Genomic DNA, 25,296 nt, shown 5'->3' with positions numbered 1-25,296 from the left:
CCAAAAGTGGTACTTCTTAAGGTACCAGTGTGTTGCTACATTGCAACCATGGAGTCAGATTTAGATAGGGATAGATGATGCTTTCAATTACACCGAGAACGCAGATTAAAAAAGCAGTACACAAAGCTCAGTTTGATTTGGAGAGTCTTCACCAAATTATTGATGAAAGCCTAATCACACATATTGCGATTAATAATGAACAGGGACCGGTGGTTATTCCGATGTTAGCTTGGCGGGTGGACGATCATGTCTATATCCATGGTGCCAATAACAGCCGCTTGCTACGTTCACTGAAAAACGGGGTGCAAACCTGTTTAACTTTCACCTTGTTTGACGGATGGATACTGGCTCGGTCTGCTTTTCATCACAGCGCTCATTATCGCTCTGCTGTTGTCTTTGGTCACTTTACAGTCGTAGATGACAACAGAGAAAAAGATCGTTTGCTGAATCATTTTGTAGAACACATTGCTCCTGGGCGTACGCAAGAAGTGCGTTTGAGCAACGATAGAGAACTTAGTGCAACCATGTTACTGCGCATTCCGCTAACCGAAGCATCGGTTAAAGTCAGTAAAGGGGTGGTTAATGACGATAAAGAGGATTTGGATCTGCCTGTATGGGCTGGTTATTTGCCTTATCGAACCGTGGTTGGGCCACTAAAAGCGGTTGATGAGTTAAGTGATGTTGTAGAAACGCCTGATTATAGCGCCGCTTATGGACATCGTTGGCACAATGCTTAAACAAAGCAAAAACGAAAAAGCTCCCTTCAAGGGAGCTTTGTGGATTCTTTTCAATGTTAGCCAATCATGCGTTGGCTGCTTGCTTCACTCTCATTAATCACAATAGTTTGAGCGCGTTTGAAGAAGTTAAAATCTGTTGCAGTTGCACTTGTGTATGCACCCATCACGCGACCGATAATCAAATCGCCATTTTCCAGTTTAGGTAGCATGATGTTTTCTGCAATCACATCAATGCTGTCACAGGTTGGGCCTGACAATACGCTAGGTACAAATTCACCGTCTTGCTTTAACGTCACGATAGGGTATTCAGAGTGATCAAATATCAAACCACTGAAAGAGCCGTATACACCATCGTCTAGGTAGTACCAAATCTGGCCTTCACGTTCTGCTTGTCCCATTACTGACGCAACGCTGGTTACTGCAGGAGCAACAATGAAACGACCAGGTTCAGCAATTACTTGTACTGTTTCTGGTAACTCGTTTAACGCTTCGTTAATCGGCTTGCAGAATTGGTCGATAGGCATCACCTGTTTTGTGTAAGTAACAGGGAAACCACCACCAATGTCGAGTGTGCTTAACGCTGGAAGACCGCGTTCAAACACTTGATCCATCACTTGTTTACAGCTGCGAATTGCATCTACGTATTTTTGTGGGTTAGTTGTTTGAGAACCGACATGGAATGACAGACCTTTAATGTGAATGTTCCACTCTTTTGCGGTTTCAATGATCACTAACGCCTGCTCAGCAGAACAACCAAACTTTTTAGATAGATCAGCAAAAGCTTCAGTGTTACGGAAGCTCAGGCGAACAAGTAGTTCAACTTGATCTTTATACGGTTTGAACTTTTCTAACTCATTAAGGTTATCTACCACAAACACATTGCAACCGTAGGCTAGTGCGTCGCGAATATCGCGGTCACGCTTGATTGGGTGTGTGTGGATTGTGCGCTCAGCAGGTACACCTTGTTGCTGAACAAGTTCAACTTCACCAGTAGTAGCTAAATCGAAGCATGCACCTTCTTCCAAAAGTGTTTTAACAACATTTGGATGAGGTAGAGGCTTAAGAGCAAAGTGCAGTGCGACATTTGGTAATGCATTGCTTAGCGCACGATATTGAGAGCGAATAATATCGCAATCAAGAATCAGTAGAGGAGCACCAAACTGTGCAACAGAGGTTTCGATTAAGTCGATATTTTCTGCAGACAAAGCTTGAGAAGAAAAAGATTGAAAATCCAATACAGAAGCTGAATTAGCCATAGCAATTCTCCAAAATAACAAGGCACTTTTCATGGTCTTGGATGATGAAAAGTGGAGCGTCAATAAAAGCGCGTTTGCACCGTCAAAGTCACTCTTGGATAGTTGCTCTATCGCCTTGCCACAAAACTGCTGTGATGTACTCGGATTGGCTATCATCAAGAAGCAGGGCGATAATAAGGTCATACTTTTTCTCACGCAATAAAAAATATCCTGATAAAACTAAAAATTTTTTATCGAAAAGATAATGATTGGTTGTGAATAGATATTCAGTTTTTTGAATCCTCATCCTTAAGGATCTTTATTTCAATTAATGCCCAACTTTCAGTAAAACAACCCCTGATAAAATCAAGAACACACCAAGATAGCGAACCAGTGAAGAAGCATCCCCATAGACAAATACACCAACGAGGAAGGTGCCAGCTGCGCCGATACCTGTCCAAACCGCGTAGGCAGTGCCCATAGGTATTACTCTTTGTGCCAGAAATAACAGTGTTCCACTGATTGCCATAAAGCTAATGGCCATAATAATCCCCAGCCATTTGTATTGTCCGCTTTGCGCAAGCTTTAGGCCAACTGGCCAGCCGATTTCTGTTATCCCAGCCAAAACCAAATACAACCAACTCATAAACAATACGCTCTCAATTTAACAAACATGATTTGCGGCTAATGGTATCCGTATCTATGATAGATAAAAGTTAATACCTATCTAATAAATTCATATGTTGAGTCTTGAACAAATCAAAATGATGGTACTCGCAGCGGAACTCGGTTCGTTTTCTGCCAGTGCGCGCAAAATGGGAAAGGTGCAGTCTGCGGTAAGTCATGGCATAAGCTCTTTAGAAATAGATTTAGGGGTAGAGCTTTTTGACCGCTCTTCTCGAAATCCCAAACTAACCGTTGCCGGTGAACGCTTGATTCGAAGCGCAAGAAATTTGCTCGCACAAGCGGATGAGTTTGAGAAAATCGCTCAATCGATAGAGAAAAAAGAGGAAGGTGCATTAACCATAGCTATTGATGATGGTGTGATGAATAAGAAACTGGCTGAGCTGTTTAAGCGCTTAGATGATAAGTTTCCTTCAACTCAGATCGATGTTTTAACCATAGCGTCTACGGATATTTGTCAGGAAATTGCGTCTAACAATGTCGATCTAGGCGTGATGTTTACTGAGCTAGATATGACAAAAGAAGTAGACTTCTGTTATGTCGGCAGTGTCGATTACATTGCTGTTTGTCATCCTCTTTATCCGCTTTCCCAAATAGAAGTGAAACTTCCATCCGATTTGTCTTCATATCGTCAGATTGCTGTACGAGGAAGGTTGAAACAAGAGTCTCACAACTTAACCAGTATAAGTCCTAAAGTTTGGTGGAGTTCAAGCCACTACAATGTGTTGGAATTGGTAAAACAACAAGTTGGTTGGGCTTACTTACCCTTATTTTTGGTTGAAGAGCTACTGGCAACAGGGGAACTTCAGAAAGTGAGCATCGCTTTTGACCACAAAGCCTGGAACGTGCCAGTAGATTTAGTTTGCAGTAAAGGTAAAGATAAAGGACCTGTTTTCAGTTGGTTATTCGATGAACTAAAGTTGATATTCAATTAATCAATATATGATATGTGGCGGTTTATTTATACTGTACACGTTAAGATAAGATATTGATTTATATCAATGATATTATTCAGAAAAATTGATGAAGATGGTTAATACTTTTAGGTGATACAGTGCGCTATAGCCTTCTATAGTTAAGATTATTAGACCTAAAAGGATGGTTGTCATGCTAGACATTTTAAATCAACTAGATAAGCAGTTAGCAAAACCGGATATTGGTAAGCTTGTATTACGTGTTAGCTTCGCACTTATGTTTTTACTGCACGGTATTCACAAAATCTACGGTGGGACAGATTCCATTCAAGGATTACTGGTTGGACACGGTTTACCAGCCTTTATCGCTTATGGTGTTTACCTAGGGGAGGTTCTTGCTCCGCTTCTAATTATCGTCGGTGTTTTTACTCGTTTGTCGTCAATATTCGTTATCGGTACCTGTTTGGTGGTAATTTACCTATTGCACATGAATGACTTTTTCAGTTTAAACAAGTTTGGCGGTTGGGCCGTTGAGGGAATTGCTGTATATCTGTTTGCAGGTATAGCGACGTTGTTCTTGGGTTCAGGTAAGTACGCTTTAAGACCTGACGCATAACATATTGAACTAAGCCGGATGCAAGTTAGCATCCGGCTATTTTTAACACCTTTAATGCACTATAACTTAATCTTAGTTTGTTAAGTTATAAATGGATAAGCGAACATCTCACATCCTCAAACCACGCAACACCAGTGATTAACTTAAACACCACAAGCTTATTACCAGATAATGCGCCAGATCCCATAAAAGGGCTGAAATAGGACCTATGATTTAAATACTGAATGCGTAACTCAGGTCGTCACAGAAAGCTTTGGAGCATGTTTGAACTATGAACTCAACTCAACATTCACCAGTTCCTTGTCTATTAGATACTTGGGCGACAAACGAAACCGCTCTGTATAGATGGCTAACTCAGCATTGTTCCTGCCAAGATTTAGCGTATGACTTGTTGCAAGAAACCTTTCTTCGAGCTTTACAAAGAGAGCGAGCATTTTGTGATATTGAAAATCAAAAAGCTTGGTTGTTCACGGTTGCGAAAAACTTACTTATTGATGAATGGCGGAAATCGGGAAGGCTAGAATCTATTTCAGAGAGTAATGATCTATACACGTTGGACTTTAGAGCAGAGCGGGAGCCAATTGACAGTCTTGCTCAATGTCTTCCTAAAGCTCTGGCATGTTTGAGTGAAGAAGACCGTTCTGTTATCGAGTTTTGTGATTTACAAGGACACAGTCAGCAAGAATTTGCGAAACTCCACCATTTAACTTTAACGGCAGTAAAATCTCGTATTCAGAGAGCGCGACCAAAACTTCGCGCACAACTAAAAGTAAACTGTCACATTACCTTTGATGAACAGCATAAAGTCTGTTGCTTCACACCTAAACGCTCTTAGTAAGCCTTAATCTCATTATTTTCATATCTACAGGCAGATTTATTGCGTCTTTTCAGCGCTGACTTCGTCTTAATAAACAAGCAAAGAGCCGTTGGCTTTTTAATGTTTAATGTAAGGAGAGTGCGAGATGTTCTGGGTTTTTACGTCATTAGCTGATTGGTTTACTTACCAACTATTGGGATTAGACGCCGAGACTCGGTTAGGACAAGCGGTCCATTTTTTTGTTGAAGACACCAGTAAGATCCTCGTTTTATTGGCTGTAATGATTTATTTGATAGCTCTTTTGCGCGCCTCTCTCAATGTGGAAAAAGTGAGAGATTATCTCTCTGGTAAAAAACGCGTTGTTGGTTATTTTATGGGGAGTGTTTTTGGTGCTATTACTCCATTTTGTTCATGTTCAAGTATTCCGGTATTTCTTGGTTTTACGACAGCGGGCATACCACTAGGTATCACCATGGCTTTTCTTATTACTTCTCCCTTGGTGAACGAAATAGCAGTATTACTCCTCATCAGTCTCTTGGGGTGGAAGTTTACTCTTCTGTATGTATTCGCCGGTATGGTTATTGGCATGTTCAGTGGTTGGTTACTTGATTTGCTAGGTGCTGAACGTTGGCTTCAACCTTTTGCAGCTAAAGCGATGAACAATGCACCTAATGTTGATTCTGGAGCCGTTAATCAAAACGAAACCAGCCCGATGACATTCAAACAACGTAATGAATTTGCGAAAAATGAAACACACGAAATTTTCAGTCGAGTGTGGAAGTGGGTTTTGATAGGTGTTGGTGTTGGTGCTGCATTACATGGTTACGTACCAGACGGTTGGATTGAAAGCCATTTAGGGAGCAGGCAGTGGTGGTCTGTTCCTGCTTCGGTACTCATTGGTATACCTCTCTACTCAAATGCGACGGGTGTTATTCCAATTATGGAAAGCCTGCTACGTAACGGGTTGCCCGTCGGCACAACGCTAGCGTTTTGTATGAGTACGGTCGCTGCAAGCATTCCTGAGTTTGTGATGTTGAAACAGGTTATGCAATGGCGTTTGCTAGGGATTCTTTTTGCTCTATTACTTAGCGCATTCACGATCATCGGGTGGATGTTTAATTTAATTAGTTGGGAAATTTGAAGAGGTTGTATATGAAAGTTTTTAAAGTGCTTGGTTCTGGCTGCGCAAATTGCATCAACACAGCAAAACTGATTGAGAATGTGGCAGAAGCGGTAGGGGTTGAAGTGAAGGTAGAAAAAGTCACGGATATGGAAACCATTATGAACTACGGTGTTATGTCAACACCGGCGGTTGTTTTGAATGAGCAAGTCATTCACGCAGGTGGTGTTCCCTCTGAAGAGAAAGTTAAGTCTTGGATTTAAGAAGTGACTAATGGTGCAACTCGTTTTGCTACAGTGTCACAAAATGAGTCGCACCATTTTTAGAAACCTAACTTATTGTAAAATAGGCTTTACTTGGTTTTTTCCGCATTTTTTAGCTTCTAGCAGGAAGTTATCTGCACGCTCAAAAGCAGAGACAAAAGTATCGTTTGATGCAATTTCCACAACCCCAAAGCTGCATGTGATGGTTCTTTCTAAAGAGGGTATCCTCAAACACTCAATACCATTTCGGATACGTTCTGCTGCTTGAACCGCATGGGGTAAATCATCACTTGGTAATAGCAGCATAAACTCATCACCACCAAATCGCCCAATCAGATCGGCAGGTCGAATCTCTTTCCTTACATGCTCCGAAATTGTGGTTAGCACTTTGTCTCCAATTGTGTGACCAAAGGTATCGTTGATTTGTTTGAAGCCATCAATATCAAATAGAGCCAAAGACAGTGGTTGGTTAATCCGACGACAGCGGCTAATTTCATTCTTCACATTTTTAATAAAATATTGCCTTGTCTGAGCTCCAGTCAGTACGTCTCTCTCAGCAAGAATTCGCAGGTTTCGGTTATCGAGCAATATGTGGGGGACCCATAAACCAAAATAGGTGTTTGCAGCAAGTAGAGATATCGTAAATTGATAAACCATCGCGTGATCTCCTAACTGTAACCACGAGACTAAGATAGCAGTCGTTGTACTCAGTATTCCCAAACTTAGAAAGGCGCGACCAGCACTTTCTGTAAATACAATCCACATTTGAGCTATGCCTAAAAAGAAAACACAAAACACTACGCTGGATGCAGGATATATAGAAACTAAAACACTAATGAGAGCCAGCACAACAATCGCTATGGCCTGCTTATACAGGTAGTGCGACAATGACGACTGCTCATACACAGATTTAAAATTTTCAACCAACCAATGGCTTTCTTTGGGGTAGTAATTTGACAATATCGCAACCGTGATGGGAGCTATAACTACGACACCGACTAGATCTCCCACCCACCAAGGGCCCCAAAGTGACATGATTTCACTAGGTAAAATGATGCCTGTAATAGCCAGAACATTCGATCCACCAATCGCCGCAATTAGCGATGAGGTTGCTGCAATGATGAGAAACATCAAAATTAAGTAGGGGATTCGGAATTGTTTTCCTGTGCGGCTAAGCTTTCGTAAAATGGTGGCACCAAGCCAATAAGAAACGCAATGTGAAGTAGCAAAGAGCAGTCCGGTCAGTAATAAAGTGGAACTGCTTTGATGGCCTTGATAGATGCTGTCTTCCCAGAATGTGGTTGTGATCGAAGCAAATAGAACGATTGGAATGGCGCGCCAGCCGAAAATAAGAAATACAGCGTATGTGACTCCAGAGGGTGGAAACCATATACTCGCGTGCGGTGCATATTCCATAAGTGCTGCCGCTCGCCACAGTAATATCCAAGCTACTGTAATGAGTACAGGTTTAGATATCGTATTAAACCACTTATTTCCAAACCTTGAATGTCTTTCTGGGCAAGATCCTTCCATCCCTTTACGTCCTTTATATTTGCTTTTAGTTTTTTTGGGGAAAGCACTCTATTGTTCTAAAATTTAACGAATTTATTTAATTATTGAGTTGTACCATTCCAAGATTAGCTTTAGGTTTCAAATATCGCCACTTTTACTGACACTTAAGGCAGTAAATGAGATTTATACTGCTAAATTATTACTATAGATGCATACTTCCAGTAAAGTTTAGTTTGATTTCCAATCACAAAGGATCTGTAATAAGTGTTTGTTAAAAGAACCACACTGTTTTCACTTTGTTCTCTTGCCTTTGCCTGCGATGTTCATGCAAAAGGGTTTGATGTCATTGAAAATTTTTTAGAGCAGAGTTTTGCCTATACAGTGGTACTGAGTGATAGCGATGTTTTCACCGTTGGGATTAAGGATTTCAATCCAAACGAGCTCTTCAATACTGACAATCCAGAGTTGGGGACTGAAGATTCAGTTGCCAATCGCAAGAAATATGGAATATCTACGTTACCAATGTATTTTCGCCTAAATGACGAAGAAGAGAAAAACAAGCATGAACTCTTTTTCCGAATGTCAGGTCTAGCGACAGATGAAAATGTTAAATGGGGCAACGAAACTGTCTTTGACGATTTCCGTCAAGTCATCTTAGATGTGTATACCGCTTATCGATATGAGTACAAGTTCGACGAACACTGGACGATTACCCCGGGGATAGGTACGCATTTAATGCGTTATGAAAATACCATGGACTACAACAGTGCCACAGGTAAATCATACGCTCCCATTTTGGATGGGGTGTTGTTTAACACCACAGCTTGGGCCAACATCTACGAACCCCATTTAAAGCTCAGCTATAAGAAAAATGAAGATTGGGGCAAATGGCAAGTTTCCTCTGCCGGACACTATTTCTATGGCTACGGATGGGGTGAAGCAAACCAAGGCGAAATCGGCAATACTGAAGGATGGTATATCGTTAACAGCGCTACGCTCGTATACGATATAGAGCAAATAGGGCGTTCTATTCAATCGGTCTATAGTACTATCCGAAGGGTTGATGTAGGCAGTGATGTGGCACGACCTCTTGGTACTACTTTCTATTACGAAGCAACGGTCGGATGGTTGATGACGCCACCATTTGAGATCAGTTTTGTAGACAATATAGGTTTAGGATTAACATTCAACTACGGAAGCGCTTTTAAAGGCGGGAGCTTGGTGTTGTTCTTCAATCAAGATTAAGAAGCAATTTTGATTCTGTTTCTGCCAGCTTTTTTGGCTTGATAAAGTGCTTCGTCTGCTCGCTTAATTGCTTCTTTTGCTCTTTTTTCTAAAGAGCTATCACACACACCAACACTGATCGTAATGTTCACGGATTGGCTGCGATTATCTGAACGCTTAGTCGCACCATATTTATCATCTTTCGGACGACTATCTGAATCTCGAATCACTAGGTCATACTGTTCAATATCTTGCCTGATATGCTCTAGATATTCCTTAGCTTGGTCTGCTGTTTTCCCTTTGAACAGAATCGTAAACTCCTCACCACCGTAGCGATAGATCTTCGCCTTTCCTTTAACAAGACGAATGCGACTTGCAACAAGTTTCAATACATCATCACCAATATCATGCCCATAGGAATCATTGAATGATTTGAAATGGTCAATATCAACCATAGCGATGGCGAACTTGCGTCCAGGGCTTCGTAAGTCGATTTCGAGTGCGTGTCGTCCGGGTAGCTGCGTCAATTGATCGTTAAACGCCATCTCGTGGCTCGCTGAGATTAAGTAGAGCATCATCAGAGCACCAGACAACGAAAACATCGTGCTGGAAACAAACTGAAGTTGAAAAAATATAAAAGTGGTCGAAGACATTAAAATGGCGGTATAGATGAATACATCCATAATTCGGTTCTTTGTCAAAACAAAGATACCAGTAATACCAACCATTGCGAGCAAGTAGAGTACCAATATAAATGGAAGCTTTGATATTTCAGGAACAGAAAACAAGAAGGTATCTTTGAGGCTGCCGTACCCACCAGAGACATAGTAATCAACCGTTACATACGCCCAAAGCCCAAAGCATGCCAATAGTAATAAGTAAACAAAAAATGTTCTACTAACTAAATCGCCATTTTTAAATGCATAACTTAGTAAGCAGGCGACTGGTAATACAAAGCTGAGAATTGAGAGTTCAAGCAGGGTAGACCCCGTATAAAGAGGCGATTGTAAACGGCACTGAATAACCCAATAACTGATAAGCATGGCGCAAGCGACCATTGCCATTCGGCTTTGTTTAAAGATAAATGCAATAGCAATCGAACTGAGAAATAACGCGTAAGGTAAACCACCCGCTAAACCACTATTGGATCGGGTAAGAACAATAACGTTGTTCATTCCATACCATATAGCTGCCAAGAGCATCAAAGGGAATGTAAAACGAAACCAAGGCGACGTAACTAAACTCGACGACATGCTTATAAACTAGCCAACAGAATAACTACTAATTGTGTTTATGATTAATAAACTAAGAATAACTTTATTTAATGAATTTCCAAGCTTTTTGCTAAACTTTAGTTATAAAAGCGCGCGCTTGAGCAAAGAATACTCAAGTAAGCTCGATCTTCGTTTGATTAAAGATCATTGATGCAATAACTTTACTTGAACGTATCAAACCGACACCTCGGTATAGGAGAATTTGTATGCAACTGAATGTTGAAGTGCATAATTATATGGAAACACTCGTTGGACAAGTGATAGCACAAGACAAGTATGCTACGACATATAATCATGATCAGTTAGCAGATCTCGCGTGCTTGGCTCTCAGTCAACTTCGTCCAATCTATATTCGATTTGACATTGATTTTCTCTCTGCTTTACCCGAAGAGCGTCTCGTCATTTTAAAAGAACATGCTCAGACAGCAATAGAAGCGGCAGAAAGTATGATCATTGATGATAGACGTAAGGATCGAGATGCAGATATACCTATTGTAATGTCTCAAACACAGTTTGATGAAGATGCAGAGTTAGAGTGGTATGAAAAACCTATTCTTGGCCACAAGCAGCACAACTTATCCTAAGGAGTAATTGTGGGATTTTTTTCTCGTTTTTTCGGCAGTAATGCTGAAGCAAAAGAAGCGCCGGTTGAACCCGTAGAGTACAAAGAGTTTTTAATTTACCAAGAAGTGATTTCTGAGGGTGGGCAGTATCGAGTTGCAGGCAGAATAACCAAAGAAGAAGACGGAGAACTTAAAACTCACCGTTTCATTCGTTCAGATGTACTGTCTAACAAAGCTGATGCAGAAGAACTCATGCTAAAGAAAGCACAAATGTTCATAGATCAAATGTCTGGTCGGATCTTTTAGTTACCCATCAAGTCGTTGACAGAAATCATGAATTTAAGAGCTACAAGTGTATAGTCTTGTAGCTCTTTATTTATTTTGGCACTACGAAATTTCAAGACTTGCCTATACTGGTTTGAGCTCTTACTTCAAATAAACGCTTTGTAATTTCAGCAAAATTGATAAACAGTCGCAACTTAACGTTATAACTAACAAGACTAAAATATTGTTATAAATATCTTGAGTTTGAATTAGGCGTTAGATAAAAAAGATTATTCACAGTGCCAATAGTCAAGGAATCGCTATGCAGATTGGTGTACCAAAAGAAATACTCGCGGGCGAAACGCGGGTCGCTGCTTCTCCTTCATCGGTTCAGCAGCTTGTTAAACTGGGCTTTGAGGTTTCAATCGAATCTCATGCCGGTGATCTAGCTAGTTTCGATAACGCATCTTACGAACAGGCTGGAGCCAAAATCGTTTCAAAAGATGAAGTGTGGAATTCGGATCTCATTCTGAAAGTTAATGCACCGCTATCTAATGATGAATCTGATGAAATTGCTCTTATTAAACAAGGCGCAACATTAGTTAGCTTTATCTGGCCAGCACAAAATCCAGAGTTAATGGAAAAACTATCCACAAAAAGCATTAACGTGCTGGCTATGGACTCTGTGCCTCGTATCTCTCGTGCTCAGTCTTTAGATGCTTTGTCTTCAATGGCTAACATCGCGGGTTATCGCGCTGTCGTTGAAGCGGCACACGAGTTTGGTCGATTCTTCACTGGACAAATTACCGCTGCAGGTAAAGTTCCACCAGCTAAAGTCTTTGTTGCTGGTGCAGGCGTTGCAGGCTTGGCTGCTATTGGCGCCGCTGGTAGCCTTGGTGCGATTGTTCGAGCATTTGACGTACGCCCAGAAGTAAAAGAGCAAGTTCAGTCAATGGGTGCAGAGTTCTTGGAAGTTGATTACCAAGAGAACTCGGGCTCAGGTGACGGCTATGCAAAAGAAATGTCTGATGAGTTTAATAAAAAAGCAGCAGAACTTTATGCAGAGCAAGCTAAAGATGTAGATATCATTATTACTACTGCGCTTATTCCAGGACGTCCAGCGCCAAAATTAGTCACCAAAGAGATGGTTGACTCAATGAAAGCGGGTAGTGTTATTGTCGATTTAGCAGCAGCGAATGGCGGTAACTGTGAATACACAGTGAAAGACCAAGTGATTACCACTCCGAATGGCGTAAAAGTTATCGGTTATACCGATATGGTCGGTAGATTACCAACTCAGTCTTCGCAACTTTACGCAACTAACTTAGTGAATTTATTAAAACTGTTGTGCAAAGAAAAAGACGGCAACATCGACATCGATTTTGAAGACGTAGTACTGCGTGGCGTTACTGTTGTTAAAGACGGTGAAATCACATGGCCGGCTCCACCAATTCAAGTTTCCGCACAACCTAAAGCGAAACCACAAGTAGAAATTAAGCAAGCAAAAGTGGAAGAGCCGACATCTCCGGTTAAGAAAATTGTTGGTTTAGCCTCCGCTCTTGGTGCGTTTGCATGGGTTGCAAGTGTTGCTCCTGCTGCTTTCTTAGGTCATTTCACTGTGTTTGTACTTGCATGTGTGGTGGGTTACTACGTTGTATGGAACGTTACTCACTCTCTGCACACTCCTCTAATGTCAGTAACCAACGCAATTTCAGGCATTATCGTTGTGGGCGCATTGCTACAAATCGGGCAAGGCAATGGCTTTGTAAGCTTCTTGGCATTTATCGCCATTCTTATCGCAAGCATTAACATCTTTGGTGGCTTTACTGTAACCAAACGTATGCTTGAAATGTTCCGTAAAGACTAAAGGAGTAAGCAATGTCTGCAGGATTGGTACAAGCAGCTTATATTGTTGCTGCTTTATTCTTTATTATGAGTTTGGCTGGGTTGTCGAAACAACAATCGGCTAGAGCAGGTAACTACTACGGTATCACGGGCATGGCAATCGCATTGATTGCGACTATCTTTAGCCCTAATGCTGAAGGAACTACTTGGGTCATCATCGCAATGGTGATTGGTGGTGGAATTGGTATCCATTTCGCCAAGAAAGTTGAAATGACAGAAATGCCGGAGCTAGTGGCAATTCTTCATAGCTTCGTGGGTATGGCGGCAGTACTAGTTGGTTACAACAGCTTTTTAGATGCTCCAGAAGTGGCAACGCATGCTGAACACGTTATCCATATGGTTGAAGTTTTCGTTGGTGTGTTCATCGGTGCAGTAACATTTACTGGTTCTATCGTTGCGTTCGCTAAGCTTCGCGGGATCATTAAATCTTCTCCGCTAAACTTGCCACACAAACATAAGCTGAACTTGGCTGCAATTGTTATCTCGACACTGCTAATGATTTATTTCATTAATGTTGATGGCAGCATGTTTGCCATGATCGTGATGACACTTATCGCTTTTGCTTTTGGTTACCACTTGGTTGCATCCATCGGCGGTGCCGATATGCCAGTAGTCGTTTCTATGCTGAACTCATATTCTGGCTGGGCAGCAGCAGCAGCTGGTTTCATGTTAGCAAATGATCTATTGATTGTTACGGGCGCATTAGTAGGTTCTTCGGGTGCAATCCTTTCATACATTATGTGTAAAGCGATGAACCGCTCTTTCGTCAGTGTTATCGCAGGCGGCTTTGGTCAAGAAGTCGTAATCAGTGAAGATGAAGAGCAAGGGGAGCACCGTGAAACAAATGCGGAAGATGTTGCCGATATGCTTAAAAACTCTAAGTCTGTCATCATTACTCCTGGATATGGAATGGCGGTAGCGCAAGCTCAATACCCTGTTTATGAGATTACTGAGAAACTAAGAGCACTAGGTGTCACGGTTCGCTTTGGTATTCACCCAGTTGCGGGACGCCTCCCGGGGCACATGAACGTGTTATTGGCCGAAGCAAAAGTACCGTACGATATCGTTCTGGAAATGGATGAAATCAACGATGACTTCTCTGACACAGATACTGTGTTGGTTATCGGCGCAAACGATACTGTTAACCCTGCAGCTCTAGAAGATCCAAACAGCCCAATTGCAGGAATGCCTGTACTTGAGGTTTGGAATGCACAAAACGTTATCGTGTTTAAACGTTCAATGAATACAGGCTATGCAGGTGTTCAGAATCCATTGTTCTTTAAAGAGAATACACAAATGTTGTTCGGCGATGCAAAACAGAGCTGTAATGATATTTTGAGCCACATCTAATTGGCTGACCTTTATTGAAACGAAAGAGAGCAACTTATGTTGCTCTCTTTTTTTGCTTGGAGTAGTCCGTACTCTGAAACAAACTTGGTACAAAAGTATAGTTTCAGCAAAATCTGACATTTTACATATTGCAATCAATAAAACCGTAAATAAGTATTATTGACATCGATATAACATGCTAGATGTTCATTTTAAGCATAATACGTTATAGTTTTTTAAACTTATGATTTAACGAACAATCAAATTGATAAAAGCGATAAAATTAACATTAGCCCTAATTGTGACGACTTTTTCGGCTACTACTCTTGCAGATTCGCTCCCAGAGCGTATTGATCTGTTTGTGTCGCTATTTGATTATGATTCCGCCGTCGATTTTTACGATATCAGAGGAATACAAACCGATTACCCAACTCGTTTACTTACTCCTGAAAGCATGCTTCCTCAAACAGCTCAATATCCAATAAAAGATATTCAAATGTTGTATAAGCTGGCATTGAATTGTGCAGGGAACCTTCCGCTAAATCCATTAGTAACCGAACCACTTGTTTTCACCAGAGCAACATGTAAAGGCACTCAATTGTCTTCACGTTGGTTTGCTCGAAGTGGTCTGATTCACCCGGGGGGAGGCACCTATGCTGAACGTTATGTAAAAAAGTATCCTGAAAAGCTCAATGAGCTTGAACAATACATGCATATTCAGGAACGAGCAAAAGCGGAACCTAATACTTTGTTAGGGCGCTTACAAGCGATGGATGAAGAATCTATAACAGCATTGATCTCTGGAGCGATGATGTTCGCACAAGGAGAGGAGCTTTGGCTTAGAAAAGGCGACGAGTATTACATTTTCGATAAAGATACGTGGGATGCGAATTCAACTCAGGCGGGATTAACATACAGTATTGCTTCTCTCGACAATACTTGTTTTGTTCAACGAGGAAATATTTGCTGGAACGTTGAAGATCATTCCGATCTTTTACGTATGAGTATGATCGGACTTGTTATTGCCAACATTTTTTTGGTGATCGGTTGGTCTATTTATCGTTGGAACAGTAAACGACAAGAAATGAAAAGTCGTATGCTGGTACTGCAAATATTGACGCATGAACTAAGAACTCCGATAGCGAGTCTGTCTCTTACTGTTGAAGGTTTTAGGCGAGAGTTCGAACGGTTACCCGATTCCTTATACGATGAATTTCGCCGATTGTGTGAAGACTCAAGACGTTTAAGACAGTTGGCGGAAGCAAGCAAAGACTATTTGCAATCAGACAATAAACCACTTGCAACTGATTGGGTTCCATCGGTGCAAGAATGGTTGCAGTATAAAGTAGAAGAAGAGTTTAATAATGGTATTGAACTCGTCATTAATGATGATATTGCTGCGAAATTAAATGTATATTGGCTAGGCACATGCATAGACAATTTAATACGTAATGCCGTGAAGTACGGTGTTGCACCTGTGACGTTAGAAGTAATAACAAAATCTGACTCAGTTACAATTAAAGTAACCGATCAAGGGACACTAACAAACAAGGATTGGCGTCACCTACGTAAGCCATTTGTAAGTAAGAGTGGCTTAGGACTTGGCTTAACTATAGTAGAATCGATGGTCGATAGAATGGGCGGCAGAATGACCCTTATTGGCCCACCAACTACTTTTATATTGGAGATACCCTGTGAAACAGACGTTGCTTCTTGTTGAAGATGACAAAAACCTAGCTGATGGTCTTTTAGTAAGCTTAGAGCAAGCAGGATATGACTGTTTACATGCAGAAACAATCGCAGATGTTAAGCAGCATTGGGAAAAAGCTGATTTAGTGATTCTAGATCGCCAGCTTCCAGATGGTGATTCTGTTCAACATTTGCCAGATTGGAAAAAGTTAAAAGATGTACCCGTCATCTTATTAACCGCGTTAGTAACAGTAAAAGATAAAGTAGCAGGCCTAGATGCAGGTGCTAACGACTATCTGACAAAACCTTTTGCTGAAGCAGAATTGTTCGCACGCATTCGCGCTCAGTTACGTTCTCCGGAATCAGATGGTCAAGACGACACTAAAGTTGTGTTGCCAGAATTAACAATAGATAAAGCAACTCGTGACGTGTTTTACAAAGGTGAATCTGTAACACTTACACGTACTGAGTTTGATTTGTTGCTTTTCTTAGCGAGCAACTTAGGTCGAGTATTTACGCGTGATGAACTATTGGATCATGTTTGGGGTTACAACCATTTCCCAACTACGCGAACCGTAGATACACACGTTCTTCAACTACGCCAAAAATTGCCAGGTCTTGAGATCGAAACATTACGCGGCGTAGGGTATAAGATGAAAGCGTAATCAATGCCCAAAATAGCATTCATCGTTGGCACGCTATGTTGCGTGCCATTAACTGCAAATAGTGTAGAGTGGTTTGAAAGTAATTCGCCGCTGACGCAAGCGCATCAGCGCCTTCTAAATAATGACCTCGAAAATATGTTCGTTTCACTTGTAGAAGTGTGGCAGCTCGAACATAACAAAAATATCAAAAATCACCTTAATGACTTACTGCTCCAAGCCTTAACTGTTGATTGCGGCAAAGGACTAGATGCCAACCCTTTACCTAGCTGGATCTCATCAATCAATATTAGACGTCTCGATATTAGAAGCCCGGGTAGAGATGCCTACCAAGTATTGGTTGACGCAAAAAGTCCTAAAGAACTCAAATCCATTGAACTAACACAATGGGTGGATAAGCCATTATCTGGTGATACAACGTTCAGTAAAATAAACCGTGACAACGTCACTCTAGGCTCAACCTCATTTATCAAACGCTATAACTTGAACAATAAGCCAGATATGGGCTTATATCGTTTGGACATTTCAACGTCAGAAAACGAGTCATGGAGTACTTGGGTTATTTTTACCGAGAGTAGAGCAAAACAGACCGTTCGTTGGGCTTCCAAAGATCAATGGACCGTAGATAAGAACGCATTACTTAATCGTTTTTGTCCTTTACCTAAGCTAGACATTAATGTCTATGACTACATTGATGGAAAATATAAAGAAGTGTGGTCAAAAGAGTACGAGTCCGATTATCCGACAACTTTGGAAGCAACCGATCTGTCTCCCGATAGATACATTTTAGCGGTATCAATGACACACCTTCGCTGGCAAGGTCCAATTTCTATTGAGCAATCTCAGGTTATCAGTAAGACATATGATATTTCCGTAGAGGAATAACTAAAGTTAGTCCACAATATGCCGTTATAAACGAAAAGGAACTAACGCTTTATATCGTCATGAATAATAAAATTAAACTTCTCACACTTTCTATTATGCTAAGCGCTCCTACGGCGTTTGCAGCTAACTATGCAATCGAAGCTCGCGGTGACGCAATGGGTGGTGTCGGTGTCGTATCCGGAAACTTTCTTACTGGCCCATTTTATAACCCTGCATTAGTTGCAATATATCGCCGCAATGACGATGTAGGTATGATCCTCCCTAGTATTGGTTTTTCTTATGATGACCAAGATGGAATGATTGATGATTTAGACACCATTTCAGATATTCTCGATAATCCAGACGCATCACGTATTGATGAACTCAACTCTACGTTGGATCATATCAACGGCAGTATTCTTAATGCCGAGTTAGGTGGTGTGGTGGCATTTGCTATTCCAAACCAATTCATAGCTGCGAACTTATACGGTAAAGCATACTCAGAAACATTCTCTAACCCGAAAATAGCGATCGCGAGTTCTTGTGCTCCGTCACTTACAACTGAGCAATGTACAGTTGACCGAGCGCAACGCAGTACTGTAAATGCAGTATCAGTAGCAGTTACAGAAGTAGGGATATCATTAGCCAAATACCAAACCTTTCTTGGACAACATATTGCGTTTGGCGTAACTCCAAAGTTACAACGTATCTATACTTATGTTTATGAAGCAAGCATGTCAAATTACGATTTGGCAGATGTTGCAGACAACGGCAATGGTGAAACTATGTTTAACCTTGATGCCGGTGCACTTTGGTTTTATGGACCATTTCGAGTTGGTATAGCTGCAAGTGACATGGTTAGTCGTGACGTACAAACACTGACCATACCATCTACAGTGTCAGGTAATCCTTCCATTAGCTACCAATACGAAATGCGACCTCAATATACAGTGGGTGCAGGTATCGTTGCTGATTACTTTACACTGAGTGTTGATTACGATCTCAATGAAAAAGAACGCTACGTAGATTTTAATGACAACACGCAGATGATTCGGGTTGGTGGCGAAATTGATATCCTTCGACAACTAAAACTTAGAGCTGGTTATTACAAGAATCTTGCTTACGACAATAGCGAGGGGACAATAACCGCTGGTGTTGGTATTTCACCATTGAATTTGTTCCAGTTAGATTTGGCAGCAAGTTACACTAATGAAAATGCCATGGGTGCATACATCAACTTCCTTGCGAGTTACTAGTCAACTCTCTATAGTAGGGCTCCTTATTCAGGAGCCTTTTTTATGTTTGATGATATTCCACAACTTAGCCATGCCGAACAACAAGAGGCAGTTGAAAAAATACAAGCTCTCATGGCGCAGGGCATAAGTACCGCAGAGGCAATAAAGATTATTGCACAGCAAATAAGGCAAGAGAAAAGCCAACAAAACGAACAGTAATCAAATAGGGCACGTAAGTGCCTTTTTTTGTATCTCATTACCAGCTCTCAAATACCTCTAAAAACATTCCGAACACATAAATCTTCACCTAATAATATATATTTCAATAAGTTGTAGCAGAATATTCATCTGCAATGGCTTGTTATTTTTTCTGGTTGTAATTTAATTACAAGTCAAATTACAACACAAGATTTGTCGTGGTGTTTTATGTTGTGACGTTACGGTGTGATTACTTACTACTGCTATAAGTGATATAACCAATAGGTTGATCATTTAAATCAAAGTAAAGTGAGGTCAATAGGTCGGAAATCTAGAATGAAAAAGTGTTGGTAGGCGAAAAATAGATAGCGTTACTATGACGTCAAGCAAATAGCAGGTATTCTGGGGTGGTGACATTGTCACATTTAGTTGGCAGTGTTACTTGAACATTAAGGTTCGATAAAAAGGATTGATCAATAACATGCGCTAAGTCCATAACAATACTTAGCGCGATGAACAACCCACGCATTTATATCAAAGTACGTCCATTTGAAAGCACTCAGCTCTATCCTAAGTACGGCGCTCCTGGATATAGTTCAACAGTTGGTTAAAACTACGAACTTTGTTGTAGTCACTTTCAGGAATACTGACTTGCGTACTTTTTTTAAGTGAAGTGAGTAAATTCAAAAAATCCATTGAATCGAGATCGCATTCTTCTCTGAGGTCTTCATCATGATCGATGTCGTCTATCTCAATTTCTGGTGCGATGTGTGTTATCGCCTCTGCGATAAGAGACGCAACGTTATTGCTGTTCATAAAGCCTCCGGATGTTGAAGTTGTTTAGCGAGTGCTCTTAAAAAACGTGCACCGGTAATACCATCACTAACACGATGGTCAGCAGCGAGCGTTACCGTCATCATTTCGCCAATGTCTAGGTGGTCGTCTTTGACAATTGCAGACTGACGAAGCCGTCCCAAGCCAATTATCGCAACCTGAGGCGGATAAATGACTCCGGTAATACTGTCTGCTCCACGATCACCAATACTCGTCACTGTAATTGTGCCTTCACTAATTTCGGAACTGCGTAGCCGCCCACGACGACTACGTTCAGCAAGATCTCGTAATGCCTCCATCAATTGGTCTAGCGGTAATTGGTCGGCATTGATAATTGCAGGGATAACAAGTCCACCTTCTCGTAAACTTATCGTATTACCAATGTTAACGGATGGCGAAGGCGTGAAACGTCCATCAACATAAAAACCATTGAGTTCAGGGAAGTGAGTGAGTTGATCAGCAATTGCCCTTAGCAACAGGGCTGGAAGCAATAACCTTTGCTCAGGTTCTCTCTGCTGGTTTTGTTCACCCAACCATTCTTGTGCTTTGGTTAAATCAATCTCTAGCGAGATGTAATAATGAGGTATCTCTCGTTTAGAACGGCTCATTGCATCACTGATCGCCTGACGCATCGGAGACATATTCGATGAATCGGATTGTAAATTTGGTTCTGGCTCTTTAGCTTCTCGCAAACTAGCAACATTGGTTAGATCTCGATATACGATCGCTCCTTGTGGACCACTACCTGTTAAGCCACTCAAATTAATTCCTGATAAGTGAGCCGTTTTACGAACCAGTGGCGACGCAAGAGTTCGTTTCGTCTCGTTGAACGAAGTGTTGTGTTCCCCATTAACAACGGCGGCTTGCTCAATCGGTGATTCCGGTTTAATTTCAACGGGTGCTTCCAGAATAGGCGTAGGAGAAGCAGGGGCGACAGACCTCACCTTTGCTAGCTTTTCGTTACTATCCATATGAGCCATCACACTGCCGACAGCAAGCTTAGTTCCGGGGGCAACCAATAGCTCAAGAATCGTACCCTGATAGTAAGACTCCATATCTATTGCACCTTTACTGGTTTCTATCACTGCGATAATGGCGCCTTTGTCTACAAAGTCATTAGGTTTAACTAGCCATTCGACCAGTGTTCCTTCGCTCATATCGGCACCGAGGGCAGGCATCGTGATATCAATAACGGTATCTGGTTTTTTATTGTTATCCATTTTTATCTTTACCTCCCTCAGTTTGCCAATCTGGGGCCTGTAGTGTTGCCTTAACAGCGCGTACAATTTTGTCACACTGAGGAATGGCAGCTTGCTCAAGATGTTGAGGATAAGGAATCGGAACTTCTTGTGTGCAAACCCTTGCAACAGGTGCATCCAGTTGCCAGAAAGCCTGTTCCATAATGATTGCACTGATCTCTCCAGCCAAACTTCCGGTATACCAACCTTCATCAATAACCACGGCTCGATGCGTTTTATTAACGCTCGAAATAATAGTGTCTTTATCTAGTGGCCTTAGTGATCGAAGATCAATAACCTCAGCTGAGATACCGTCGCTTTCAAGCTGAGTAGCGGCTTGAAGCGTTTTATTCAAACTCCCTCCATAGGTAATTAATGTGATGTCATTTCCATCTCGGCGCACCAAAGCTTTATCCATTGGCGCGTCTGGCGTATCCAAAACATCTCCTTGCTCATTAAGTAACATAACGTGTTCAAAAATAAGGACAGGATCAGGATCGGCTAACGCCTGACTCAACATATGGCGGGCATCGTTGTGCGTTGCCGGGCTAAGGACTTTTAGCCCCGGAACATGAGCATAGAAATTTTCCCAGCTATGTGAATGTTGGGCAGCCAATTGTTTACCAGCACCGCAAGCCATTCTCACCACAACAGGAACATTGAATTGACCACCGGACATATGCAGTATGGTAGCCGCGGTATTAATGATTTGATCCATGGCAAGCAGGCTAAAGTTAACGGTCATCACTTCAATAATAGGCCGCATGTCACCCAACGCCGTCCCCACACCAATCCCGACAAAACCCGATTCGCTAAGGGGTGTATCAATGATCCTTTCTGAGCCAAACTGATCGAGCAAGCCTTTACTCACGGCATAGCAGCCCCCGTATCGCCCGACATCTTCACCCATAAGATATACACGTGAATCTGTCTCTAGCGCTTCGCGGATACCTTCACGCAGTGCTTCACGGTATGTCATGTTCACTGGTGGTTGATGTGACTTTTCGATACTCAAAGACGAACTAAGTTGAGGGCTATGTACAAAACGAGTTAATTGTTCAACTGGTTCCCATTCTCCAGCTTCCGCAAACGCTATGGCATCACTAATTTCCAGAGCAACTCTTTCTTCAATGTCAGATAGTTCCTGAGATTGGAAATGTGAATTGTCTTGTAACCATTTGATCAGTTGTTTGACTGGACCTTTTTCTTCCCACTGTGCAATCTCTTGTTTGTCGCGATATAGCTGAGTATCAAAGCTGGAATGCCCGCGGAAACGATAGGTCTTACATTCAATGAAATAAGGGCGTTTATTCTCTCGAATAAATTCTACAGCCTCTGATGCTGCTGCCTCAACATCGACAACATTCATGCCATCAACCTGTACAGATTTTATGCCGTAACTCTGCGCCTTTTTAGAGATATTGATCTCTGATTCAGAAAAGGCAAGGGCAGTACCCATCGCGTATTGATTGTTCTCGCAGACAAAAAGTACAGGAAGATTCCATAATGCCGCTAAATTCAGACTTTCATGAAACTCTCCCTCAGCAACAGCACCTTCACCGAAAAAACAGACGGCGATAGCATCTCGTTCCATTTTCTTGTTAGACATCGCCAGCCCAGTAGCAAGCGGAAGACCACCACCGACTATGGCATTACCTCCATAAAAACGCAGGTTTTTATCAAACAAATGCATCGAACCACCACGACCATGACTACAGCCATTAGTGCGCCCATACATCTCAGCCAATATGCTGCCCATGTTCATACCACGCGCTAATGCATGCCCGTGTTCTCGATAAGTCGCAACGATCTGATCTTGTTTACTTAGCGTAGACATAACGCCAACCGCTATTGCTTCCTCACCAATATAAAGATGAAGAAATCCGCGTATTTTTTCCTGAGCGTAGAGCTCGGCACATTTTTCTTCAAAACGGCGAATTCGTAGCATTTGCTCTAGTTGACCAAGTAAGTGCTGACGATTGATATGGATTCTTTGTTTCATCGTTCATCGCTCTCCAAGGTAGAAATGTCACCTTCCGGCAGACCAAGTTCTCTTGCTTTGAGTAAGCGGCGCATGATCTTGCCGCTACGAGTTTTAGGCAGATTGTTACGGAACACAATTTCTTTCGGTGCGACAGCGGCACCAAGACGTTTTCGCGCCAATGCTAGAAGAGACTGTAGTAGGTCATCATCCGCGGCAAAATTTGGTTTAAGGGCGACGAACGCTTTGACTATTTGGCCAGCTACAGGGTCGGGGATGCCGATAACGCCTGCTTCACTGACAGCGGGATGTTCCATCAGAACACTTTCAACTTCAAAAGGACCAATTAAATGACCCGAAGATTTGATCAGATCGTCTTTTCGACCAACAAACCAGAAATAACCATCTTCATCTTTCATTGCTAAATCGCCACTGAGATACCAATCATCTGTAAAACACGACTGGTACTTTTCTGGTTGATTCAAGTAACCACGAAACATTGAAGGCCAACCCGGTTTGACAGCCAGCTCACCGACCGTCATGGGTTTGGTTTCAACTTGAAGGACACCATTACTATCGGAATTTAAAATTCCCGCCTCAATACCTGGAAGTGGTTTACCCATCGAACCTGGCTTAACTGGTCTACTGGGTACATTGGCAATCATTATTCCGCCCGTCTCGGTTTGCCACCAATTATCATGGAAGGGCATACCTAGAACTTTTTCACTCCATTCAACCGCTTCAGGATTTAGAGGTTCACCGACACTGGCCATGAATCGTAGGTGAGAAAGATCAAATTGTGTTGGAAGCGTCTCGCCAACCTTCATTAGCATCCGGATAGCCGTTGGAGCGGTATACCAGACGGTCACTTGTTGATCTTGTAGAATCCGATACCAACGTTCAGCATCAAACTCCGCTTCGTCAACAATCATTGTTACACCGTGACAAAGCGGTGCAATAATTCCATAGGTCGTTCCTGTTACCCAACCGGGATCCGCAGTACACCAATAGATATCGTCAGGTTTTAAATCCAGCGCATAAAAGGATGAACTGATGTGATGTTTCACGGCTTCATGTACATGAATGACACCTTTAGGTTTACCCGTTGTTCCGCTGGTGAAGTGAAGTAACGCCATATCTTCAGCTTGAGTGTATTCACTTGTGCGTTCAGGGTCTGCATCCGACATCAAACTCACATAGTCGTAGCAACCGGGTTCATCATCTGGATTACCGTCGATAAGCAACACTGCTTTCATGCTTGGTAACTCTCGCCACCAATTTTTGAGCTTTTTACGATACAAACTGTGAGTAGTGATAATAAGGTTAGCATCGCCTATTTCCATTCTGGAACGAATGGGTTCCGGACCAAATGCTGAAAACAGCGGAGTAAAAACACAACCGGCTTTTAACGTACCCAAAGCTGCGATATAAAGTTCAGGTCGACGCCCAGCGAGACTGTACACACGGCTACCTTGAGGAAGGCCAAGTTGCGACAACATGTCGGAAAATCGGCTGGTTTGTTGGCTTAATTCAAGGTAACTGTAATCGATAATTTCATCGTTTTTACTGATCCAACGTAATGCCAGTTTATTTCTGATAGGCTCGTTCAAATGACAATCTAAAGCTTGGAAGCCAATATTTAAGCTACTATTGTTCTGTTCATAAATGGGGCGTGGAGAAGGTATTTCTCCCAGAGAATCAATTCTAAGGTTTGCATTGTCTGCCATTTGTTGATGAAAAATGGTTTTAATCATAATTGGCTTCCTTAACAAAAAAGAATGCCCAGATAAGGGCTTAATCCATGGAAAAAGTATGGGTTATATGCGTACTTTTGCCATAATTACTTGAGGAAATACTAATATATTTCTGATATCTACTCCGAAAGTTAGCCACATCCAAGGTCTAATTGAATTGGAAGCAATTGCTCAACCATGGATAACCTTTGATGGTTTTATTAAACACTTTACTTGATATGGATAAAAACCCCGTTTAGCTAGTTACCGAAATGGGGAAGCGAAAGAAAGGCTGCTTTACATTAATAGACTTGAAGCTCAACAATCATTACATTGTCATGTTGGAAAAATACATAATTTAATATCAATGAGTTACGGAGCAATTGTTATGGGATATGGTGTGAT

General features: G+C 41.7%; 25 protein-coding genes. 16 read left to right on the top strand and 9 right to left on the bottom strand.

Translation table 11 applies throughout. The annotated features are described in order from the left end of the window. Positions 1-77: 77 nt before the first annotated feature. A complete protein-coding gene (locus ACRQQK_RS16825; RefSeq protein WP_457513298.1) occupies positions 78-737 on the top strand; it encodes a pyridoxamine 5'-phosphate oxidase family protein in 660 nt (219 codons plus the stop codon). A 56-nt stretch (positions 738-793) separates the two neighbouring features. Here the strand turns inward: ACRQQK_RS16825 and ACRQQK_RS16820 are convergent, their stop codons facing one another. From ACRQQK_RS16820 to ACRQQK_RS16810, 3 genes are all read right to left on the bottom strand, one after another. Further along, a complete protein-coding gene (locus ACRQQK_RS16820) occupies positions 794-1,993 on the bottom strand; it encodes a type III PLP-dependent enzyme (RefSeq protein ID WP_457513296.1) in 1,200 nt (399 codons plus the stop codon). An 88-nt stretch (positions 1,994-2,081) separates the two neighbouring features. Continuing rightward, positions 2,082-2,279: a hypothetical protein gene (locus ACRQQK_RS16815; protein WP_457513294.1), complete on the bottom strand. Its 198-nt coding sequence runs from the start codon at positions 2,277-2,279 to the stop codon at positions 2,082-2,084. 21 nt (positions 2,280-2,300) lie between these two features. Then, on the bottom strand, positions 2,301-2,618 hold the full coding sequence (locus ACRQQK_RS16810) for a DMT family transporter (RefSeq protein ID WP_457513292.1): 318 nt from the start codon (positions 2,616-2,618) through the stop codon (positions 2,301-2,303). Between the two features lie 94 nt (positions 2,619-2,712). Here ACRQQK_RS16810 and ACRQQK_RS16805 point away from each other — a divergent pair, with 94 nt between their 5' ends. The 5 genes from ACRQQK_RS16805 (at position 2,713) to ACRQQK_RS16785 (ending at position 6,386) form a co-directional block, all read left to right on the top strand. Further along, entirely contained in the window at positions 2,713-3,591 is an 879-nt protein-coding gene (locus ACRQQK_RS16805) for a LysR family transcriptional regulator (protein WP_457513290.1), read from the top strand. Between the two features lie 172 nt (positions 3,592-3,763). Further along, the gene (locus ACRQQK_RS16800) at positions 3,764-4,186 is read left to right on the top strand and encodes a DoxX family protein (RefSeq protein WP_457513288.1); all 423 of its coding nucleotides are present in this window, start codon (positions 3,764-3,766) and stop codon (positions 4,184-4,186) included. A 271-nt stretch (positions 4,187-4,457) separates the two neighbouring features. Further along, the gene (locus ACRQQK_RS16795) at positions 4,458-5,021 is read left to right on the top strand and encodes a sigma-70 family RNA polymerase sigma factor (RefSeq protein WP_457513286.1); all 564 of its coding nucleotides are present in this window, start codon (positions 4,458-4,460) and stop codon (positions 5,019-5,021) included. 127 nt (positions 5,022-5,148) lie between these two features. Then, positions 5,149-6,144 carry a permease gene (locus tag ACRQQK_RS16790; RefSeq protein WP_457513284.1) on the top strand — a complete coding sequence of 332 codons (996 nt, stop codon included), beginning with the start codon at positions 5,149-5,151 and terminating at the stop codon, positions 6,142-6,144. An 11-nt stretch (positions 6,145-6,155) separates the two neighbouring features. Further along, the gene (locus tag ACRQQK_RS16785) at positions 6,156-6,386 is read left to right on the top strand and encodes a thioredoxin family protein (protein ID WP_457513282.1); all 231 of its coding nucleotides are present in this window, start codon (positions 6,156-6,158) and stop codon (positions 6,384-6,386) included. A 72-nt stretch (positions 6,387-6,458) separates the two neighbouring features. On the opposite strand, the gene ACRQQK_RS16780 is transcribed toward ACRQQK_RS16785, so the two are convergent. Next, positions 6,459-7,919, bottom strand: coding sequence for a diguanylate cyclase (locus tag ACRQQK_RS16780; protein ID WP_457513280.1), 1,461 nt, complete (start codon positions 7,917-7,919; stop codon positions 6,459-6,461). A 264-nt stretch (positions 7,920-8,183) separates the two neighbouring features. Here ACRQQK_RS16780 and ACRQQK_RS16775 point away from each other — a divergent pair, with 264 nt between their 5' ends. Beyond that, positions 8,184-9,143, top strand: coding sequence for a Solitary outer membrane autotransporter beta-barrel domain (locus ACRQQK_RS16775; protein WP_457513564.1), 960 nt, complete (start codon positions 8,184-8,186; stop codon positions 9,141-9,143). Here the strand turns inward: ACRQQK_RS16775 and ACRQQK_RS16770 are convergent. Further along, positions 9,140-10,375: a GGDEF domain-containing protein gene (locus tag ACRQQK_RS16770; protein ID WP_457513278.1), complete on the bottom strand. Its 1,236-nt coding sequence runs from the start codon at positions 10,373-10,375 to the stop codon at positions 9,140-9,142. The genes ACRQQK_RS16775 and ACRQQK_RS16770 overlap by 4 nt on opposite strands. A gap of 227 nt (positions 10,376-10,602) precedes the next feature. Between ACRQQK_RS16770 and ACRQQK_RS16765 the strand changes: the two genes are divergently transcribed. The 9 genes from ACRQQK_RS16765 (at position 10,603) to ACRQQK_RS16725 (ending at position 19,126) form a co-directional block, all read left to right on the top strand. Further along, entirely contained in the window at positions 10,603-10,980 is a 378-nt protein-coding gene (locus ACRQQK_RS16765) for a late competence development ComFB family protein (protein ID WP_457513277.1), read from the top strand. Between the two features lie 9 nt (positions 10,981-10,989). Beyond that, positions 10,990-11,265 (top strand): HlyU family transcriptional regulator, encoded by a 276-nt coding sequence (locus tag ACRQQK_RS16760; protein ID WP_457513275.1) that lies wholly within the window; start codon positions 10,990-10,992, stop codon positions 11,263-11,265. Positions 11,266-11,545: 280 nt separating this feature from the next. Then, positions 11,546-13,090 (top strand): Re/Si-specific NAD(P)(+) transhydrogenase subunit alpha, encoded by a 1,545-nt coding sequence (locus ACRQQK_RS16755; protein ID WP_457513273.1) that lies wholly within the window; start codon positions 11,546-11,548, stop codon positions 13,088-13,090. A gap of 11 nt (positions 13,091-13,101) precedes the next feature. Beyond that, positions 13,102-14,478: a Re/Si-specific NAD(P)(+) transhydrogenase subunit beta gene (gene pntB, locus ACRQQK_RS16750; protein WP_457513272.1), complete on the top strand. Its 1,377-nt coding sequence runs from the start codon at positions 13,102-13,104 to the stop codon at positions 14,476-14,478. A gap of 244 nt (positions 14,479-14,722) precedes the next feature. After that, a complete protein-coding gene (gene vxrA, locus ACRQQK_RS16745) occupies positions 14,723-16,177 on the top strand; it encodes a sensor histidine kinase VxrA (RefSeq protein ID WP_457513270.1) in 1,455 nt (484 codons plus the stop codon). Next, entirely contained in the window at positions 16,152-16,811 is a 660-nt protein-coding gene (gene vxrB / locus ACRQQK_RS16740; RefSeq protein ID WP_102941435.1) for a response regulator transcription factor VxrB, read from the top strand. The genes vxrA and vxrB overlap by 26 nt, the downstream gene beginning before the upstream one ends. Before the next feature lie 3 nt (positions 16,812-16,814). Further along, entirely contained in the window at positions 16,815-17,693 is an 879-nt protein-coding gene (locus ACRQQK_RS16735) for a DUF2861 family protein (protein ID WP_457513268.1), read from the top strand. Positions 17,694-17,752: 59 nt separating this feature from the next. Continuing rightward, complete coding sequence (locus ACRQQK_RS16730) at positions 17,753-18,928, top strand: conjugal transfer protein TraF (RefSeq protein ID WP_457513266.1); 1,176 nt, start codon at positions 17,753-17,755, stop codon at positions 18,926-18,928. A gap of 42 nt (positions 18,929-18,970) precedes the next feature. Continuing rightward, positions 18,971-19,126, top strand: coding sequence for a YoaH family protein (locus tag ACRQQK_RS16725; RefSeq protein ID WP_457513264.1), 156 nt, complete (start codon positions 18,971-18,973; stop codon positions 19,124-19,126). A gap of 549 nt (positions 19,127-19,675) precedes the next feature. Here ACRQQK_RS16725 and ACRQQK_RS16720 read toward each other — a convergent pair. From ACRQQK_RS16720 to acsA, 4 genes are read right to left on the bottom strand one after another with little or no spacing between them, the layout of a single operon-like run. After that, positions 19,676-19,921, bottom strand: a complete 246-nt coding sequence (locus tag ACRQQK_RS16720; RefSeq protein WP_457513262.1) for an acyl carrier protein — start codon at positions 19,919-19,921, stop codon at positions 19,676-19,678. Further along, entirely contained in the window at positions 19,918-21,159 is a 1,242-nt protein-coding gene (locus ACRQQK_RS16715; RefSeq protein ID WP_457513260.1) for a dihydrolipoamide acetyltransferase family protein, read from the bottom strand. Before ACRQQK_RS16715 ends, ACRQQK_RS16720 begins: the two co-directional genes overlap by 4 nt. Next, entirely contained in the window at positions 21,152-23,179 is a 2,028-nt protein-coding gene (gene pdhA / locus ACRQQK_RS16710) for a pyruvate dehydrogenase (acetyl-transferring) E1 component subunit alpha (RefSeq protein WP_457513259.1), read from the bottom strand. The genes ACRQQK_RS16715 and pdhA overlap by 8 nt, the downstream gene beginning before the upstream one ends. Beyond that, positions 23,176-24,912, bottom strand: coding sequence for an acetate--CoA ligase (gene acsA, locus ACRQQK_RS16705; RefSeq protein ID WP_457513257.1), 1,737 nt, complete (start codon positions 24,910-24,912; stop codon positions 23,176-23,178). The genes pdhA and acsA overlap by 4 nt, the downstream gene beginning before the upstream one ends. Positions 24,913-25,296 lie beyond the last annotated feature (384 nt).

The organism is Vibrio sp. C8 (assembly GCF_054051265.1).
Note: the sequence above shows the minus strand (reverse complement) of the source record. Positions and strands in the feature narration are given on the sequence as shown.